Annotated in this window: 16 protein-coding genes and 1 pseudogene; 13 read left to right on the plus strand and 4 right to left on the minus strand. The window is 63.7% G+C overall.

The features are described 5' to 3' along the window. Positions 1–42 precede the first annotated feature (42 nt). A complete protein-coding gene (pbpG, locus tag OKW44_RS36645; protein ID WP_018417517.1) occupies positions 43–1,230 on the plus strand; it encodes a D-alanyl-D-alanine endopeptidase in 1,188 nt (395 codons plus the stop codon). 138 nt (positions 1,231–1,368) lie between these two features. On the opposite strand, the gene OKW44_RS36650 is transcribed toward pbpG, so the two are convergent. After that, positions 1,369–2,193: an IclR family transcriptional regulator gene (locus tag OKW44_RS36650; protein WP_018417518.1), complete on the minus strand. Its 825-nt coding sequence runs from the start codon at positions 2,191–2,193 to the stop codon at positions 1,369–1,371. Positions 2,194–2,373: 180 nt separating this feature from the next. Here OKW44_RS36650 and OKW44_RS36655 point away from each other — a divergent pair, with 180 nt between their 5' ends. Both OKW44_RS36655 and OKW44_RS36660 read left to right on the plus strand, forming a co-directional pair. Then, positions 2,374–3,096 (plus strand): (Fe-S)-binding protein, encoded by a 723-nt coding sequence (locus OKW44_RS36655; RefSeq protein ID WP_018417519.1) that lies wholly within the window; start codon positions 2,374–2,376, stop codon positions 3,094–3,096. Positions 3,097–3,207: 111 nt separating this feature from the next. Continuing rightward, positions 3,208–4,623: a lactate utilization protein B gene (locus OKW44_RS36660; protein WP_026225293.1), complete on the plus strand. Its 1,416-nt coding sequence runs from the start codon at positions 3,208–3,210 to the stop codon at positions 4,621–4,623. A gap of 95 nt (positions 4,624–4,718) precedes the next feature. On the opposite strand, the gene OKW44_RS36665 is transcribed toward OKW44_RS36660, so the two are convergent. Then, the gene (locus tag OKW44_RS36665) at positions 4,719–5,246 is read right to left on the minus strand and encodes a hypothetical protein (protein ID WP_026225294.1); all 528 of its coding nucleotides are present in this window, start codon (positions 5,244–5,246) and stop codon (positions 4,719–4,721) included. Between the two features lie 274 nt (positions 5,247–5,520). On the opposite strand from OKW44_RS36665, the gene OKW44_RS36670 reads away from it, so the two are divergent. The 10 genes and pseudogenes from OKW44_RS36670 to iscX all read left to right on the plus strand — a co-directional run bounded on the left by OKW44_RS36670 (position 5,521) and on the right by iscX (position 12,704). Then, positions 5,521–5,760 carry a hypothetical protein gene (locus tag OKW44_RS36670; protein ID WP_018417522.1) on the plus strand — a complete coding sequence of 80 codons (240 nt, stop codon included), beginning with the start codon at positions 5,521–5,523 and terminating at the stop codon, positions 5,758–5,760. A 154-nt stretch (positions 5,761–5,914) separates the two neighbouring features. Then, positions 5,915–6,412, plus strand: a complete 498-nt coding sequence (locus OKW44_RS36675) for a low molecular weight protein-tyrosine-phosphatase (protein ID WP_018417523.1) — start codon at positions 5,915–5,917, stop codon at positions 6,410–6,412. Positions 6,413–6,547: 135 nt separating this feature from the next. Beyond that, positions 6,548–7,078 (plus strand): Fe-S cluster assembly transcriptional regulator IscR, encoded by a 531-nt coding sequence (gene iscR / locus OKW44_RS36680; RefSeq protein WP_018417524.1) that lies wholly within the window; start codon positions 6,548–6,550, stop codon positions 7,076–7,078. An 83-nt stretch (positions 7,079–7,161) separates the two neighbouring features. Further along, positions 7,162–8,386: pseudogene (locus tag OKW44_RS36685) on the plus strand (IscS subfamily cysteine desulfurase). A gap of 72 nt (positions 8,387–8,458) precedes the next feature. Further along, on the plus strand, positions 8,459–8,872 hold the full coding sequence (gene iscU / locus OKW44_RS36690; protein WP_013089817.1) for a Fe-S cluster assembly scaffold IscU: 414 nt from the start codon (positions 8,459–8,461) through the stop codon (positions 8,870–8,872). 78 nt (positions 8,873–8,950) lie between these two features. Further along, positions 8,951–9,274, plus strand: coding sequence for an iron-sulfur cluster assembly protein IscA (gene iscA / locus OKW44_RS36695; protein WP_018417526.1), 324 nt, complete (start codon positions 8,951–8,953; stop codon positions 9,272–9,274). 138 nt (positions 9,275–9,412) lie between these two features. Beyond that, complete coding sequence (gene hscB, locus OKW44_RS36700; RefSeq protein ID WP_018417527.1) at positions 9,413–9,940, plus strand: Fe-S protein assembly co-chaperone HscB; 528 nt, start codon at positions 9,413–9,415, stop codon at positions 9,938–9,940. A 120-nt stretch (positions 9,941–10,060) separates the two neighbouring features. Next, positions 10,061–11,932, plus strand: coding sequence for a Fe-S protein assembly chaperone HscA (gene hscA / locus OKW44_RS36705; RefSeq protein ID WP_018417528.1), 1,872 nt, complete (start codon positions 10,061–10,063; stop codon positions 11,930–11,932). 217 nt (positions 11,933–12,149) lie between these two features. After that, the gene (gene fdx / locus OKW44_RS36710) at positions 12,150–12,491 is read left to right on the plus strand and encodes an ISC system 2Fe-2S type ferredoxin (protein ID WP_018417529.1); all 342 of its coding nucleotides are present in this window, start codon (positions 12,150–12,152) and stop codon (positions 12,489–12,491) included. A gap of 15 nt (positions 12,492–12,506) precedes the next feature. Then, on the plus strand, positions 12,507–12,704 hold the full coding sequence (gene iscX, locus OKW44_RS36715; protein ID WP_013588918.1) for a Fe-S cluster assembly protein IscX: 198 nt from the start codon (positions 12,507–12,509) through the stop codon (positions 12,702–12,704). Positions 12,705–12,802: 98 nt separating this feature from the next. Here the strand turns inward: iscX and OKW44_RS36720 are convergent, their stop codons facing one another. Next, positions 12,803–13,549, minus strand: a complete 747-nt coding sequence (locus OKW44_RS36720) for a glycine zipper 2TM domain-containing protein (RefSeq protein WP_026225295.1) — start codon at positions 13,547–13,549, stop codon at positions 12,803–12,805. Positions 13,550–13,893: 344 nt separating this feature from the next. Continuing rightward, positions 13,894–15,420, minus strand: coding sequence for a lysine--tRNA ligase (gene lysS / locus OKW44_RS36725; protein ID WP_018417531.1), 1,527 nt, complete (start codon positions 15,418–15,420; stop codon positions 13,894–13,896). Between the last annotated feature and the right edge of the window lie 52 nt (positions 15,421–15,472).

The raw sequence follows: 15,472 nt of genomic DNA on the forward strand, positions 1-15,472 counted from the left end.
CTACACTTGCGGAAACCCCTCGCCGCTCCCTATCGAACACCCATGAAAACCGACATGTTTTCGTCGCTAAAAGTGCTCCACGGCGCGGCGCGCAGCACCGCTCTGTCGGTGGCCGTCTCGCTGGCCATCGCAGCGTTCGCTACGCCTGTCAGCACTTTTGCAGCTACGTCTGCTGCAACCGCAAAAACTTCCAAACACGCTAAAACTGCCAGGAAACCGGCGCAGGCGGCCGCCACCGAAAAGGTGTCGAGCCATGCGGCGAAAGCCGGCAAGGGCGAGGCCGTGAAAGGCGCTGCCGCGGATGAAGATGCGCCGCACGCCGGCGTCAAACGCAAGCGCGTCACATTCACGGCGAACGGCCGGCACCGTTCGGTGATGCGACGCGTCGCGTACGAGCCGCGCCAACCGAGCGTCGGCCAGGCGTTTGGTCTGCACGAGACGCCGGACGCGCTGATGCTGCGCTCGAGCGTCGCCTATGTGATCGACCAGAACAGCGGCGAGACGCTGTTCGACAAGAACTCGCGCGCGGTGGTACCGATCGCATCGATCAGCAAGCTGATGACGGCGATGGTGGTGCTCGATTCGAAAGAGCCGATGACCGATCAGATCGAAGTCACCGACGAAGACCGCGACTACGAGAAGAACACGGGTTCGCGTCTGTCGGTGGGCTCGGTGCTGTCGCGCGAGGACATGCTGCACATCGCGCTGATGGCGTCGGAAAACCGCGCGGCGGCGGCGCTGTCGCGCTACTACCCGGGCGGCCGTCCGGCGTTCCTCGCGGCGATGAACGCGAAGGCGAGGCAGCTCGGCATGAGCGACACACACTTCGAGAACCCGACCGGTCTGACGAGCATGAACGTGTCGAGCGCGCGCGATCTCGTGAAGATGGTCAACGCGGCGTATCAGTACCCGCTGATCCGCAAGTTCTCGACCGATCACAGCTACGAGGTGTACACCGGCAAGCGCACGCTCGCGTACAACAGCACGAACGCGCTGGTGCGCAACCCGACGTGGGACATCGGTCTGCAGAAGACCGGCTTCATCAACGAAGCGGGCGAGTGTCTCGTGATGCAGGCGACCATCCACGGCCGGCCGATGATCCTGGTGCTGCTCGATTCGTCGGGCAAGTACTCGCGGTTCGCGGACGCGACGCGTCTGCGTACGTGGCTGGACAACGGCGGCGACCAGCCGCGTATCACGAGCGCCGATGCCGGCGGTCCGGGCACCTGAAGCCGCAACGCATACTCAGCCGGTGGTAGTCAGTCCGGCTGCAGAGAAAAAGCCTCGCGGATGCGAGGCTTTTTTATTGGCGTTGACGAAGGCACGACGGGAAAGGGTGCAACCGCGACCCGACGGCCGCTGCGTCGCCTACGAATGCTGGCTGTGGGAACTGTGCGAAGCGTGCGAATGGTCTTGCTGCGCCTGCGGCCGGTAGCCGAGCGATTCCGAAATCATCAACGCGGTCTGGCTCAACTGCCCGAGCCACGAATCCTGCAAACGATCGGCCGGCGCCGACAGCGACAGCCCCGCGACCAGCTTGCCGGTATCGTCGTAGATGCCGGCGGCGATGCAGCGCACGCCCAGCTCCAGTTCCTCGTTGTCGCGCGCGCAGGCCTGCTGGCGCACATGCGACAGCTCTCGCTCGAGTTTCGCGAGATCGGTGATGCTGTTCTGCGTGTGGCCCGACAGACCGGTGCGGGTTGCGTAGGCACGCACGCGGGTGGCTTCGTCGGCCGCGAGGAACAGCTTGCCGACCGAGGTCAGATGAAGCGGCGCGCGCCCGCCGATCGCCCGCACCACCTGCATGCCCGAGCGCTCCGAATACGCGCGTTCGATATAGACGATTTCGTCGCCCTGACGCACCGACAGGTTCACGGTCTGCCCGGTCTCGCGGTGCAGCTCGCGCATCGGCGTGAGCGCCGCGTCGCGCACCGACAGGCGCGCCTTGACGAGATTGCCCAGTTCGAGCAGGCGCATGCCGAGACGGTAGGTGCCGGGGTCTGAGCGGTCGACCAGCCGGCACATCACCATATCGTTCAGGATGCGGTGCGCGGTGGATGGATGCAGCTCCGTGCGGAGGGCCAGTTCTTTCAGGCTGACCGGGTCGCTATGCGCCGCCAGTGCGTCGAGCAGGCGCATCATGCGTTCGATCACCTGGATCGAAGTTTTGGGATCCGGGTTCGTATCGCTCATATGAGAATTGGTGGATGCGTCAAACTGCGGAAATTGATTGTATCTCGTATTGTGAAAAAAGCGAACGCGCTTCGAGGCGCGTTTCCAATCCAGCGCGGCGTACTTCCTATGCCTTCCGGCCGTTGGTATTGCACCACCAAACAGCGGATAATCAGGGACGTTTCCCCGAAAGGAGGGCTCATGCGAGTCGGATTGTTCGTCACGTGCCTGATTGACCTGATGCGTCCCGAGATCGGTTTTTCGGTCATCAAGCTGATCGAAGGCGCCGGTTTCGAGGTCGTGGTGCCGCCCGCGCAAACCTGTTGCGGGCAACCTGCGTATAACTCGGGAGACCGCCGCCTCGCGCGCGACCTTGCCGAGAAAACGCTGCGCGAGTTCGAACAGTTTGACTATGTGGTGGTGCCGTCGGGCTCGTGCGGCGGCATGATCCGCGCGCACTACGGCGACCTGTTCCGCGACGATCCCGAACTGATGAACCGTTTCGGCCGCCTGCGCGGCAAGGTGTTCGAACTCACGGATTTCCTCGTCAACGTCGCGAAGGTGCAGTTGCAACCGGGCGAGTTCACGGGACAGGTGACTTATCACGACTCGTGTTCGGGCTTGCGCGAACTGGGCGTCAAGGAACAGCCGCGCGAACTGCTCGCGCAGGTCGGCGTCTCGGTCACCGAGATGAAAGGCTGCGAGCATTGTTGCGGCTTCGGCGGCACTTTCGCGGTCAAATACGGCAATATCTCGACCGCGATCGTCGACGAAAAGTGCGCGAACATCGCCGCGAGCGGCGCCGGTGCGGTGGTGCTCGGCGACCTCGGCTGCATGTTGAATATCGAAGGGCGGCTGCGCCGCAACGGCGACTCGACGACGCGCGTGCTGCATATCGCGCAGGTGCTGGCCGGCGACGTGTAATCCCCGCGCGGCGAACACCGCCATTGTTCGCGTCACGTTTATCTTGTCTGTCACGCATTGCGTCGGGCGCGAATGCGCCGCGCGTTTCACTCCGATCTCATCAGGACCGCCATGCAAGTCCAATCGATGCAGTTCAAGGCTCGCGCCGGTCAGAAACTCGCCGACCAGCGCCTGCAGCAGAACCTGACCAAGCTGTCCACGAAGTTCGTGTCGGCGCGCGCGAGCGCGATGACCGCGATCGATTTCCCCGCGACGCGGGCCGCGCTCAAGGAGCGCCGTGATCGCGCGCTCGAAAATCTCGACGTGTGGCTCGAAACCTTCGAGCGCGAGGCGACCCGGCGCGGCGTGACTGTGCTGTTCGCGGAGACCACGCAAGAGGCCGCGCGGCTCGTCGGCGACATTGCGCGCAAGCACGACGTGAAGAAGGTGATCAAGACCAAGTCGATGGTCACCGAGGAAATGCGCCTGAACGAAGTGCTCGGGCAGATGGGCGTGCAGTCGATCGAAACCGACCTTGGCGAATACATCCTGCAGATCAACGATAACGAGCCGCCAAGTCACATCATCGCGCCGGTCGTTCACAAGGATAAGGACGAGATCGCCGATCTGTTCGCGAAAACGCACGGCCGGCCGCGGCTCACCGAGATTCCCGACATGACGCGCGAGGCGCGCGAGATGCTGCGGCCGCATTTTCTGAGCGCGGACATGGGCGTGACGGGCGGCAATTTCATCATCGCGGAAACGGGCTCGGTCGCGGTCGTGACCAACGAGGGCAACGAAGGCATGTGCACGGTGATGCCGCGCGTGCATGTCGCTGTCACCGGCATCGAGAAGGTGCTGCCGACGCTCGAGGATCTCGCGACTGCTATGCGCCTGCTGCCGCGTTCGGCAACCGGCCAGGCCACCTCGAACTATTTTTCGATGCTGACCGGGCCGCGTGGCGCGGGCGATCAGGATGGGCCCGACCAGATGTACGTGGTGCTCGTCGACGGTGGCCGCACGGGGCTGATCGGCGGCGACTTCCAGGAGATGCTTCGCTGCATCCGCTGCGGCGCGTGCATGAACCATTGCCCGGTGTATCAGAAGGTCGGCGGGCACGCGTATGGCTGGGTCTATCCGGGGCCGATGGGGTCCGTGCTGACGCCGAGCTATGTCGGCATCGACAAGGCGCTCGATCTGCCGCAAGCGGCGACGTTATGCGGCGAATGCAATAGCGTGTGCCCGGTCGGTATCCCGCTGTCCGATCTGTTGCGCAAGCTGCGCGAAAAGCAGATGGAGCGACACCTACGTCCGTGGAAGGAGCGCGCCGGGTTGGCGCTGTGGGGCTGGCTAGCGCTGCATCCCGATGCCTATGCGCTCTTTACCAAACTCGCCGTGCGCGTGCTGGAGCGCATGGGCGGACGCAATCGGTCGATCGCCAAACTGCCGCTCGGCGGCGCGGGCTGGACCGATACGCGCGACATGCCGGCGCCGGTGGGTCGTACGTTTCGCGAGTTGTATGCTGCGCAGCGCAGCCATATTGGCTGAGCGGGCGGCATTGGGATTGGTTTGACGGCTGCGCGCTCGCGCAACCGTCGAGATGGGCGAAGAAGCCGGCCGGATACTTCAGCGCCGCTCCGTCTTCAATGTTCGGTAATCTGCCCCGGATGACGCGCCGGTGCATTTCTCCCCAAATCGTTGCCCCGTCCGCCGCCGTTGCCGGCTTGCGGCTGGCCCGGCGGCGGGCCGCCCGCGCCGGGATGCGGGCCGCCATTGGCGCCACCAGGGCCGTGCGGACCGCCCGCTGCGCCCTGCGGCGGCGGGCCGCCGTGCGGTTGTCCAGGACCGCCGCCGTTGTTGCCATGACCGTTGCCGTGATCGCCGTGATGCCAATCGTTGTCGTTCCGTTGACCGCGATCCGGATAGCCGCGATAGCCGGAGCCTGGCGCCGGGCCGTAGTAGCGTCCCGGACCGTAATCGCCGTAGCCGAGGTACACATTGGTTTGGGGCACGACCGCGGCGCCCGGTGCGTATGCGGAATCGTCATAACCGTTGTAGCCGCTATAGGCGCCGTAGCCGTTGCCGTACATCGGCGTGCCGTCCGGATAGACCGCGCAGCCGCCGAGCAGCGCAGCGGCCACCAGGCCAGTGAGAGGTGCAATGCGTTTCATTTTGTGGGGCCAATGCCAGTGCAAAGAAATGTAGGCGTAAGAGTAAGACCATTATTATGGCCGTCCGTCGCGGCGGCTTTGTATGCGTTTGTAAGCTTTACTTTTGTGTGCCAGCGATGCGCCATTCGTTCCCGCAAGAGATGTCAATTGACTGTTTCGTGTCGAGCAACGATCTATCTCGCGCGGCCGGGTTTTTCCCGATTGTGAATTCCTATAGGATTCAATTAGGGCATAGCGCGTCATAAGCTCATACGCCCCTAATTGAAAAACCATCATGAAAAACACAATATCGGTGTACTGGCCCATAGCCATCGTTGTACCGCTCGCGGTGCTCGCCTTTCTACATGTCAACGGCCAAACCGGTTCGCGCGCTTCGCAGATGCCGCTCGACGCCAACCATCTGACCGCCGAACTCGCACGCGCGGTGTCGTACGGCATGATCGACACGGCGTCTGCATTGCCGGCCAAGCCGATGCGTGCCGCCACGGCGACGCCGCTCGCCGAGTCATCGTAAGCCGGCGCGGCGGATCGCGACGGTCGGAAGCCGCTGATCTTGCGTGGCTGCGCCCCGCTCGGCGCGAATCTGTCGAGATTTGTATAATCGCGGCGCAGTCCGCTGACTGTCTGACGACCTCACGCGCGGCGCCTCGAGCGTCGAAAAATCCCTGATGAAAACTGTGTCGATCTGTTTCGTTTGCCTCGGGAATATCTGCCGTTCACCGACGGCGGAGGGCGTGATGCGTCATCTGGTCGACGAGGCGAAGCTTGCGGACTGCATCCTGATCGATTCGGCCGGCACCGGCGATTGGCACATCGGCGCGGCGCCCGACGAACGCGCGCAACACGCGGCGCGCCAGCGCGGCTATGCGCTCGACGCGCTGCGCGGCCGCCAGATCACGGTCGCGGACTTCGAGCGCTTCGATCTGCTGATTGCCATGGACGACCGAAACGTCGCCGCGTTGCGTCAACTGTGCCCGCCCGCACAGCGCGACAAGATCCGTCTGCTGATGGAGTTCGTGCCGGAGTCGGATGGCCGCTGGAGCGGCGCACGAGAGGTTGTCGATCCGTATTTCGGCGGCGCGGAAGGCTTCGAGTTGGTGCTCGATCAGTGCGAAGCAGCCTGCCGCGGGCTGATCGCCGCGCTGCGCCCGCAGTTGCTCGCGTAGGCACGGGTGGGGTGCGGCGTCGAAGTATGGTGATCAATTAAGCGAATGACACAAAATTCACCGCACATACTTGACTAAATCGCTCATGTATTTATACTTGACCAAACTTGTCGAGAATTGCGGTTCCCACATCATATGAGACTCACCACGAAAGGCCGTTTCGCCGTCACGGCGATGATCGACCTGGCGCTGCGCCAGGAGCAGGGCCCGGTGACGCTTGCGGGTATCAGCCAGCGCCAACACATCTCCCTGTCGTATCTCGAGCAGCTGTTTGGCAAGCTGCGCCGTCATGAAATCGTCGAGTCCGTGCGCGGACCGGGCGGTGGCTACAATCTCGCGCGCCGTGCCGAAGAGGTGACGGTGGCCGACATCATCATCGCGGTCGACGAACCGCTCGACGCCACCCAGTGCGGCGGTAAGGGCACGTGCGAAGGCACCAAGCAGCACGACGGCCACTGCATGACGCATGAGCTGTGGTCGACGCTGAACCAGAAAATGGTCGAATACCTCGATTCGGTTTCGCTGAAGGATCTGGTCGATCAGCAGCGTTCGCGCGAAGGCACGCCGGCCGTGCTGCGCGACAGGCGCAACGACGCTCCGGCGGTCGAACCCGTCCGCGTGGCGCCCAAGGGTCCCAATTCCGTTTTCAACATGGCCGGTTCGTGAAGCGCGGCACGCAATAGAAAACCCTCGCCGCAGCCCCATATCGAACCCCGAAGCCAGAGCACATGACGTCCCCGGAGCAATTGATGAACAACGACTCTCTCCATCTGCCCATCTACATGGACTACAGCGCCACGACGCCGATCGATCCGCGTGTGGTGGACAAGATGATCCCGTATCTGCGCGAGCAGTTCGGCAATCCCGCATCGCGTAGTCACGCTTATGGCTGGACCGCCGAGCGCGCAGTCGAGGAAGCGCGCGAGCAGGTCGCCGCGCTCGTGAACGCCGATCCACGCGAAATCATCTGGACCTCGGGTGCGACTGAGTCGGACAACCTCGCTCTGAAAGGTGCCGCGCATTTCTACAAGAGCAAGGGCAAGCACATCATCACGGTGAAGACCGAGCACAAGGCGGTGCTGGACACCACCCGCGAGCTCGAGCGCGAAGGCTTCGAAGTCACCTATCTGGATGTCAAGGACGACGGTCTGATCGACCTCGACGCGTTCAAGGCGGCGCTGCGCCCGGACACGATTCTGGTGTCGGTGATGTCGGTCAACAACGAGATCGGCGTCATCCAGGACATCGAGGCGATTGGCGAGATCACGCGTGAGAAGGGCATCATTTTTCACGTCGACGCGGCGCAGTCCACCGGCAAGATCCAGATCGATCTGCAGAAGCTGAAGGTCGACCTGATGTCGTTCTCGGCGCACAAGACCTACGGCCCGAAAGGCATCGGCGCGCTTTACGTGCGTCGCAAGCCGCGTATCCGTATCGAGGCGCAGATGCACGGGCGGCGGTCACGAGCGCGGCATGCGTTCGGGCACGCTCGCCACGCACCAGATCGTCGGCATGGGTGAAGCGTTCCGTATCGCGCGTGAAGAGATGGCGACCGAAAACGAGCGCATCCGCATGCTGCGTGACCGGCTGCTGAAAGGCCTGTCGCAAATCGAGGAAGTGTATGTGAACGGCGACATGGAAAAGCGTGTGCCGCACAACCTGAACATCAGCTTCAATTTCGTCGAAGGCGAATCGCTGATCATGGCGGTGAAGGACGTCGCGGTGTCGTCGGGTTCGGCGTGCACGTCGGCGTCGCTGGAGCCGTCGTACGTGCTGCGAGCGCTTGGCCGCAACGACGAACTCGCGCACAGCTCGATCCGCTTCACGGTGGGACGGTTCACGACCGAGCAGGAAATCGACTACGTGATCAACCTGCTGAAGTCGAAGATTTCCAAGCTGCGCGATCTGTCGCCGCTGTGGGAAATGCACAAGGACGGGATCGATCTGTCGACCATCCAGTGGGCCGCGCACTGACGCGCCGGCTGGACGAAGCGGACATCGAACGATCATCGCATTGCAGGTTGAAACGAATCAAGGAGTGTAATCATGGCTTATAGCGACAAGGTCCTCGACCACTACGAAAACCCGCGCAACGTCGGTTCCTTCGCGAAGGACGACGACACGGTCGGTACCGGCATGGTCGGCGCGCCGGCCTGCGGCGACGTGATGAAGCTGCAGATCCGCGTCGGCGCGGATGGCATCATCGAAGACGCGAAGTTCAAGACCTACGGCTGCGGCTCGGCGATCGCATCGAGCTCGCTCGTCACCGAATGGGTGAAGGGCAAGACGCTCGACCAGGCGATGTCGATCAAGAACACGCAGATCGCCGAAGAACTGGCACTGCCGCCGGTGAAGATCCATTGCTCGATCCTCGCGGAAGACGCGATCAAGGCAGCCGTCGCCGACTACAAGCAGCGCCACGGCGAAGCAGCGGTTGCCGAAGACGGCAAGGCCGCCTGAGCAACAGGGTAAGAAAGAAGCAACCGGTGAGCGCGGCGCGAACACGCGCGCCGCGCACTCTGGCAACTGAGAAACGTTATGGCAATTACGTTGACCGAAAAGGCAGCACAGCACGTCCAGAAGTATCTGATCCGCCGCGGTAAAGGCATCGGGTTGCGCGTCGGCGTGCGCACCACCGGTTGCTCGGGCCTCGCCTACAAGCTCGAGTACGTGGACGAACTCGCGCCGGAAGATCAGGTGTTCGAGACTGGCGGCGTGAAGGTCATCGTCGACCCGAAGAGTCTCGCGTATATCGACGGGACGGAGCTCGACTTCGCGCGCGAAGGGCTGAACGAAGGCTTCAAGTTCAACAACCCGAACGTGAAAGACGAATGCGGCTGCGGCGAGTCGTTCCGCGTCTAGATTCGTTACCTTCCGCGTGCGGCGGATAAAAGGCGGCGCGGGCCGCCTTTTTAGTTTTGATCCGCGCTCCACTGAACCGGTCACGCCTGACAAGGCCCAACATCTCCATACCAGTTTTCATCAACGGACTTTAATCCGATGGTCTCGCTGAACGACAGCCATTTCGACCTATTTGGTCTGCCGGCGCAATTCGCGCTCGACGCGAGCACGCTCGATCACGCTTACCGCACCGTGCAGGCGCAGGTGCATCCGGATCGCTTCGCGGCGGCCGGCGATGCGCAAAAGCGTATCGCGATGCAGTGGGCGACGCGCGCGAACGAGGCCTATCAGACGCTGCGCGATCCGCTCAAGCGCGCGACCTACCTGCTGTCGTTGCGCGGCATCAACGTCGGCGCGGAGAACAACACGGCGATGGAGCCCGCGTTCCTGATGCAGCAGATGGAGTGGCGCGAGAACATCGAGGACGCGGCCGCGGCGAAGAACGTCGACGCGCTCGACGCGCTGCTCATCGAGTTGCGCGACGAGGAGCGTCGGCGCTTCGACAAGCTCGGCGCATCGCTCGATAGCGGCGCGAATCAGGCGGCGGGCGAGGCGGTGCGGCAGCTGATGTTCATCGAGCGCGTCGCGTCGGAAATCGATGCCCAGATCGAGCGGCTCGAAGGCTAGCAACAGTAGGCAGCGACGTAGTAAGCGACAAACAAAAAATCAGAGCGGCCGCGAGCCGCGGCATCACCCCCAGCAACGCGAACATTCAGGACGGGGCACGACGTCCCCGAGAAAATCCAGATGGCCTTACTGCAAATCTCCGAACCCGGCATGGCGCCGGCGCCTCACCAGCGGCGTCTGGCGGTCGGTATCGATCTTGGCACCACTAACTCCCTCGTCGCCGCCGTGCGCAGCGGCCTGCCCGATGTGCTGCCCGACGAAGACGGGCACGTGCTGCTGCCGTCGGTGGTGCGTTACCTGGAGCAGGGCGGCCGTCGCATCGGCCGCCGGGCGAAGGCCGAGGCCGCGAGCGACCCGCGCAATACGATCGTGTCGGTCAAGCGCTTCATGGGTCGCGGCAAGGCTGAGGTGGAGGGCGCCGAAAACGCGCCGTACGACTTCGTCGATGCACCCGGCATGGTGCAGATCCGCACCGTCGACGGCGTGAAGAGCCCGGTCGAGGTATCGGCTGAAATTCTCGCGACGCTGCGCCAGCGCGCCGAAGACACGCTCGGCGACGAGCTCGTCGGCGCGGTAATCACGGTGCCCGCTTACTTCGACGAAGCGCAGCGCCAGGCGACCAAGGACGCCGCGCGTCTCGCGGGGCTGAACGTGCTGCGTCTGCTCAACGAACCGACCGCTGCGGCGATCGCCTACGGTCTCGACAACGGCGCCGAAGGTTTGTACGCGGTCTACGACCTCGGCGGCGGCACCTTCGACCTGTCGATCCTGAAGCTCACCAAGGGCGTGTTCGAAGTGCTCGCGGCGGGCGGCGATTCCGCGCTCGGCGGCGACGACTTCGACCACACGCTGTACCGCCATGTGCTCGAACAGGCCGGCATCGCGCCGCAGACGCTCGCGCCGCACGACGTGCGCCTGCTGCTCGATAGTGTGCGCGAGGCCAAGGAGGCGCTGTCGAGCGCGTCGCAAACTAGCCTCAAGCTCACGCTTTCCAACGGCGCCGCGCTCGACCTGACGATCGACGAAGCCACTTTCGAGACCATCACGGCCGCGCTGGTGCAACGCACGCTGGGCCCGACGAAAAAGGCGCTGCGCGACGCGAAGGTCACCACGAAGGAAATCAAGGGCGTCGTGCTGGTCGGCGGCGCGACGCGCATGCCGGTGATCCGCCGCGCGGTCGAGGCGTTCTTCGGCCAGCCGCCGCTCGTCAACCTCGATCCGGATCAGGTCGTCGCACTCGGTGCCGCGATCCAGGCCGATCTGCTGGCCGGCAACCGCGGGGCGGAAGGCGACGAGTGGCTATTGCTCGACGTGATTCCGCTGTCGCTCGGCGTCGAGACGATGGGTGGTCTCACCGAAAAGATCATTCCGCGCAACTCGACGATTCCAGTCGCGCGCGCCCAGGATTTCACGACCTTCAAGGACGGCCAGACCGCGATGGCGATTCACGTCGTCCAGGGCGAGCGCGAGCTCGTCAGCGATTGCCGTTCGCTCGCGCGCTTCGAGCTGCGCGGCATTCCGCCGATGGCCGCCGGCGCCGCGCGCATTCGCGTGACCTATCAGGTCGACGCCGACGGCCTGCTGTCGGTGTTTGCGCGCGAGCTGGCGTCGGGCGTGGAGGCATCGGTCGTCGTGAAGCCTTCGTATGGCCTCGCCGACGACGACATCGCGCGCATGCTCGAAGACAGCTTTTCGACCGCTGAAATCGACATGCGGGCGCGCGCTCTGCGCGAGGCGCAGGTCGAAGCGCAGCGTCTCGTCGAAGCGACCGACGCGGCGCTCGCCGCCGACGCCGAGCTGCTCGACGACAGCGAACGCGCCGAACTCGACGCGCTGCTCGCCGCGCTGCGCAACGTCGCGCCAGGCGAAGACGTCGGCGCGATCGAAGCCGCGACGAAGGCGCTCGCCGAAGGCACCGACGAATTCGCCGCGCGCCGCATGAACAAGGGAATTCGCCGCGCGCTGGCGGGACGCAAGCTCGACGAGATCTGAACGGGCGAACGTAGCGAAGGCCGCGCACGCGCTATGCGCGTTGCGTGAGCGAACCGGCAACGCGCGCTCCACCAAGGACGAATTGCGAACATCCCACGAACCACCGGAGCGCGCCGCGTGGGCTTAAAAAGTCCGCGCGACGCCAGTAAAATGACACGGAGCCTGCACGCGGCAATATGCTGGCAGCCGCCGTGCCTCAGACCCAAACGGAAACTGTATGCCTCAAATCGTTGTGCTGCCTCACGTCGAACTGTGCCCGGAAGGTGCGGTGATCGACGCCGTTCCCGGCAAGAGCATCTGCGACAACCTGCTCGATAACGGTATCGAAATCGAGCATGCGTGCGAGAAGTCTTGCGCGTGCACGACCTGTCACGTGATCGTGCGTGAGGGTTTCGCCGCCTTGACGCCGTCCGAGGAAGACGAGGACGATCTGTTGGACAAGGCATGGGGGCTCGAACCCGCTTCGCGCCTGTCGTGTCAGGCGCTCGTGCCGGACGAGCAGGATCTGGTCGTCGAAATTCCGCGTTACTCGATCAATCACGCGAAGGAAAATCACTAACAGGAGGGCGCCGCCATGAAGTGGACCGATACGCAAGACATCGCGATGGCTCTGACGGACAAGCATCAGGACGTCGATCCGCAGCAGGTGCGTTTCACCGACCTGCATCGCTGGGTGACCGAGCTCGAAGGCTTCGACGACGATCCGAACCGCTCGAACGAAAAGATTCTCGAAGCGATTCAGGCGGCGTGGATCGAAGACGCGGATTACTGAGCGCGTGTTCGAACGGGTGCATTGAACTCCAAAGAAAAGGCGATTCCACTGGAATCGCCTTTTTTCATTGCTGCGTCGAAGAAACTGGAGCGCTGACCTCAGTCGGCGAGGAGGCGGCCGTTCTGGACGCGCACGCGCTCGCCGTCGCGGAACGGCGGCGCCTCTTGATAGGTGAAGTAGCGCATCTTGCCGTCTTCCATGCGCACGCGCACCGAATACGACGTCGTGCTGCGCAGATGTTTTTCGACCGAGTTGCCGGCGAACCCGCCGCCGAGCGCGCCAAGGAGCGTCATCGCGGTACGCCCGCCGCCGGCACCGAACTGGTTACCGACGACGCCGCCGGCCACCGCGCCGCCGACCGCGCCAATACCGGTGCCATGTCCTTCATGGCGAAGCGCCGAGATCGCGACGACGGTGCCGCAAGTCGCGCAATAAGCGGCTTGCGGAGCCGGCTGCTGCGCATGCTGCGGCGCCGCTTGCGGCTCGGGTGGTTGTGTGTATTGCGACTGGGGTGCGGCCTGCGCCTGCTGCTGCGAGTACTGCTGTTGCTGCACCGAAGCAGGAGCCGGGGCAGGAGCGGATGGCGCCACTTGCTGAGCCTGAACCTGCGGCTGTTGCGCGGATGGATTGACCGGCGCGGCCGAATCCACGACGCCCGGCGGTTGCGTGCTGACCTGCGCGGCCTGCGTCTGATTGTTCTGTGCGCCGTTGCCCGACGCCTCCGGGAACACGCCGGTGATCGCCGCGGTAGCGACGAGACTCGCGACGAGCACCGCGCCGGCGGCCACCGCGATCAACGGATGAAGACGACGTGGCTGCGTGGGTTGATGAGTAGGGGTGTCCATGTAGGTCCTCCGTTTCTGGCAGAGCCGACTTCTGATGAGAATGAGTGTCGGGCAATTCGATCCGGGCAGCGTTTCTATTTGTAACCGCTCAGGTGGCGCCCTCTGGCGCCGGTAGACGCCCTTCACGCGGTGCGCTTTGTTGCAACAAGCTTCCAAGACCATCGAGTCCGCGGCGACTTGCGCGCGAACGAGCAGCTTTTACCGCTGGTTACAAACGATGAGAAGCAGAAAATGGTCCCGTAAAGCGAAAACGCGCGCATAAGAAAACGCCCGGCATCAACCGGGCGCTCTTCAAACCATCGCATTGCGCGCGAACCACAACGAGCGCTCGCGCCGAGCGTCGCTCAGTCTTCGCGACGCAGATGCGGGAACAGAATCACGTCGCGGATGCTCGGGCTATCGGTCAGCATCATGACCAGACGATCGATGCCGATACCGCAGCCGCCCGCCGGCGGCATGCCGTACTCGAGCGCGCGGATGTAGTCGGCGTCGTAGAACATCGCTTCCTCGTCGCCGGCGTCTTTCTGGTCGACCTGCTTCCTGAAGCGCGCGGCCTGATCTTCCGGATCGTTCAGCTCCGAGAACCCGTTGGCGATTTCGCGGCCGGTGATGAACAGCTCGAAACGCTCGGTGATGCCTTCCACCTTGTCCGACGCACGCGCGAGCGGCGACACCTCGATCGGGTAGTCGATGATGTAGGTCGGCTCCCACAGTTGCGACTCGGCGGTCTCTTCGAACAGTGCCAGTTGCAGCGAGCCGACGCCCGCGTTGAGGAACTGCGGCTGCGACGCATCGACGCCGAACTTCTTCAGCTCGGCGCGCAGGAACGTGCCGTCGGCGAGCTGCTCGTTCGTGTATTGCGGCGCGTATTTCTGGATCGCCTGCGTGATCGTGAGCCGATGGAACGGCTTCGACAGATCGAGCTCGCGGCCCTGATAAGTGATGGTGGCCGTGCCGAGCGCATCGATCGCGGCCTGGCGAATCAGCTGCTCGGTGAAGTCCATCAGCCACTTGTAATCGGTGTAGGCCGCGTAGAACTCGATCATCGTGAATTCCGGGTTGTGGCGTACGGACACGCCCTCGTTGCGGAAATTACGATTGATCTCGAACACGCGCTCGAAGCCACCCACCACCAGCCGCTTCAGGTACAGCTCCGGCGCGATGCGCAGGAACATCTGCATGTCGAGCGCGTTGTGGTGCGTCGAGAACGGCTTGGCCGCCGCGCCGCCCGGAATCGGGTGCAGCATCGGTGTTTCGACTTCCATGAAGTTCGCGTCGGCCATGTACTTGCGGATCGACGAAATCGCCTTCGTGCGCGCGACGAACGTGCGGCGCGTTTCCGGCGTGACGATCAGATCGACATAGCGCTGGCGGTACTTCATTTCCTGGTCGGCGAGACCGTGGAACTTGTCCGGCAGCGGACGCAGCGACTTCGACAGCAGACGCAGCTCCGTGCAGCGCACCGATAGCTCGCCCTTGTTGGTGCGGAACAGCACGCCGCGCGCGGCGACGATGTCGCCCATGTCCCACTTCTTGAATGCGTCGTAGGTCTCCTGTCCGACGTCGGCCGGCGTGATGAAGAACTGGATCTGACCCGAGCCGTCGCGCACGGTCGCGAAACTTGCCTTGCCCATCACGCGTTTCAGCATCATGCGGCCGGCGATCGCGACTTCGAGCGGATTCGCTTCGAGCGCTTCCTTGTCGGCGTGCTCGTACTGCGCCTGCAGATCTTCGGCGTGGTGCGTGGGACGGAAATCGTTCGGATAGGCGACGCCTTGCTCACGCAGTTCGCGCAGCTTTTCGCGGCGCTCGGCGATGATCTTGTTGTCGTCCGCTTCGGGCACGACAGTCGGCTGGGTCGGTTCAGTCATGATGATTTGGTATTCGGTGGCCCGCCGCGGAGTGCTCCGCTGGCGGGAAGCC

It is taken from the genome of Paraburkholderia lebeckiae, from assembly GCF_050436325.1.
GTDB classification, from domain to species: domain Bacteria; phylum Pseudomonadota; class Gammaproteobacteria; order Burkholderiales; family Burkholderiaceae; genus Paraburkholderia; species Paraburkholderia tuberum.

What these genes read in the sequence shown, in the direction of transcription:
- OKW44_RS36720 (WP_026225295.1), bottom strand. Translation starts at nt 13,549, where the DNA reads ATGGACACCCCTACTCATCAACCCACGCAGCCACGTCGTCTTCATCCG.
- lysS (WP_018417531.1), bottom strand. Translation starts at nt 15,420, where the DNA reads ATGACTGAACCGACCCAGCCGACTGTCGTGCCCGAAGCGGACGACAAC.
- OKW44_RS36670 (WP_018417522.1), top strand. Translation starts at nt 5,521, where the DNA reads ATGAAAAACACAATATCGGTGTACTGGCCCATAGCCATCGTTGTACCG.
- iscA (WP_018417526.1), top strand. Translation starts at nt 8,951, where the DNA reads ATGGCAATTACGTTGACCGAAAAGGCAGCACAGCACGTCCAGAAGTAT.
- hscA (WP_018417528.1), top strand. Translation starts at nt 10,061, where the DNA reads ATGGCCTTACTGCAAATCTCCGAACCCGGCATGGCGCCGGCGCCTCAC.
- OKW44_RS36655 (WP_018417519.1), top strand. Translation starts at nt 2,374, where the DNA reads ATGCGAGTCGGATTGTTCGTCACGTGCCTGATTGACCTGATGCGTCCC.
- OKW44_RS36675 (WP_018417523.1), top strand. Translation starts at nt 5,915, where the DNA reads ATGAAAACTGTGTCGATCTGTTTCGTTTGCCTCGGGAATATCTGCCGT.
- fdx (WP_018417529.1), top strand. Translation starts at nt 12,150, where the DNA reads ATGCCTCAAATCGTTGTGCTGCCTCACGTCGAACTGTGCCCGGAAGGT.
- iscU (WP_013089817.1), top strand. Translation starts at nt 8,459, where the DNA reads ATGGCTTATAGCGACAAGGTCCTCGACCACTACGAAAACCCGCGCAAC.
- iscX (WP_013588918.1), top strand. Translation starts at nt 12,507, where the DNA reads ATGAAGTGGACCGATACGCAAGACATCGCGATGGCTCTGACGGACAAG.
- OKW44_RS36650 (WP_018417518.1), bottom strand. Translation starts at nt 2,193, where the DNA reads ATGAGCGATACGAACCCGGATCCCAAAACTTCGATCCAGGTGATCGAA.
- hscB (WP_018417527.1), top strand. Translation starts at nt 9,413, where the DNA reads ATGGTCTCGCTGAACGACAGCCATTTCGACCTATTTGGTCTGCCGGCG.
- iscR (WP_018417524.1), top strand. Translation starts at nt 6,548, where the DNA reads ATGAGACTCACCACGAAAGGCCGTTTCGCCGTCACGGCGATGATCGAC.
- OKW44_RS36665 (WP_026225294.1), bottom strand. Translation starts at nt 5,246, where the DNA reads ATGAAACGCATTGCACCTCTCACTGGCCTGGTGGCCGCTGCGCTGCTC.
- pbpG (WP_018417517.1), top strand. Translation starts at nt 43, where the DNA reads ATGAAAACCGACATGTTTTCGTCGCTAAAAGTGCTCCACGGCGCGGCG.
- OKW44_RS36660 (WP_026225293.1), top strand. Translation starts at nt 3,208, where the DNA reads ATGCAAGTCCAATCGATGCAGTTCAAGGCTCGCGCCGGTCAGAAACTC.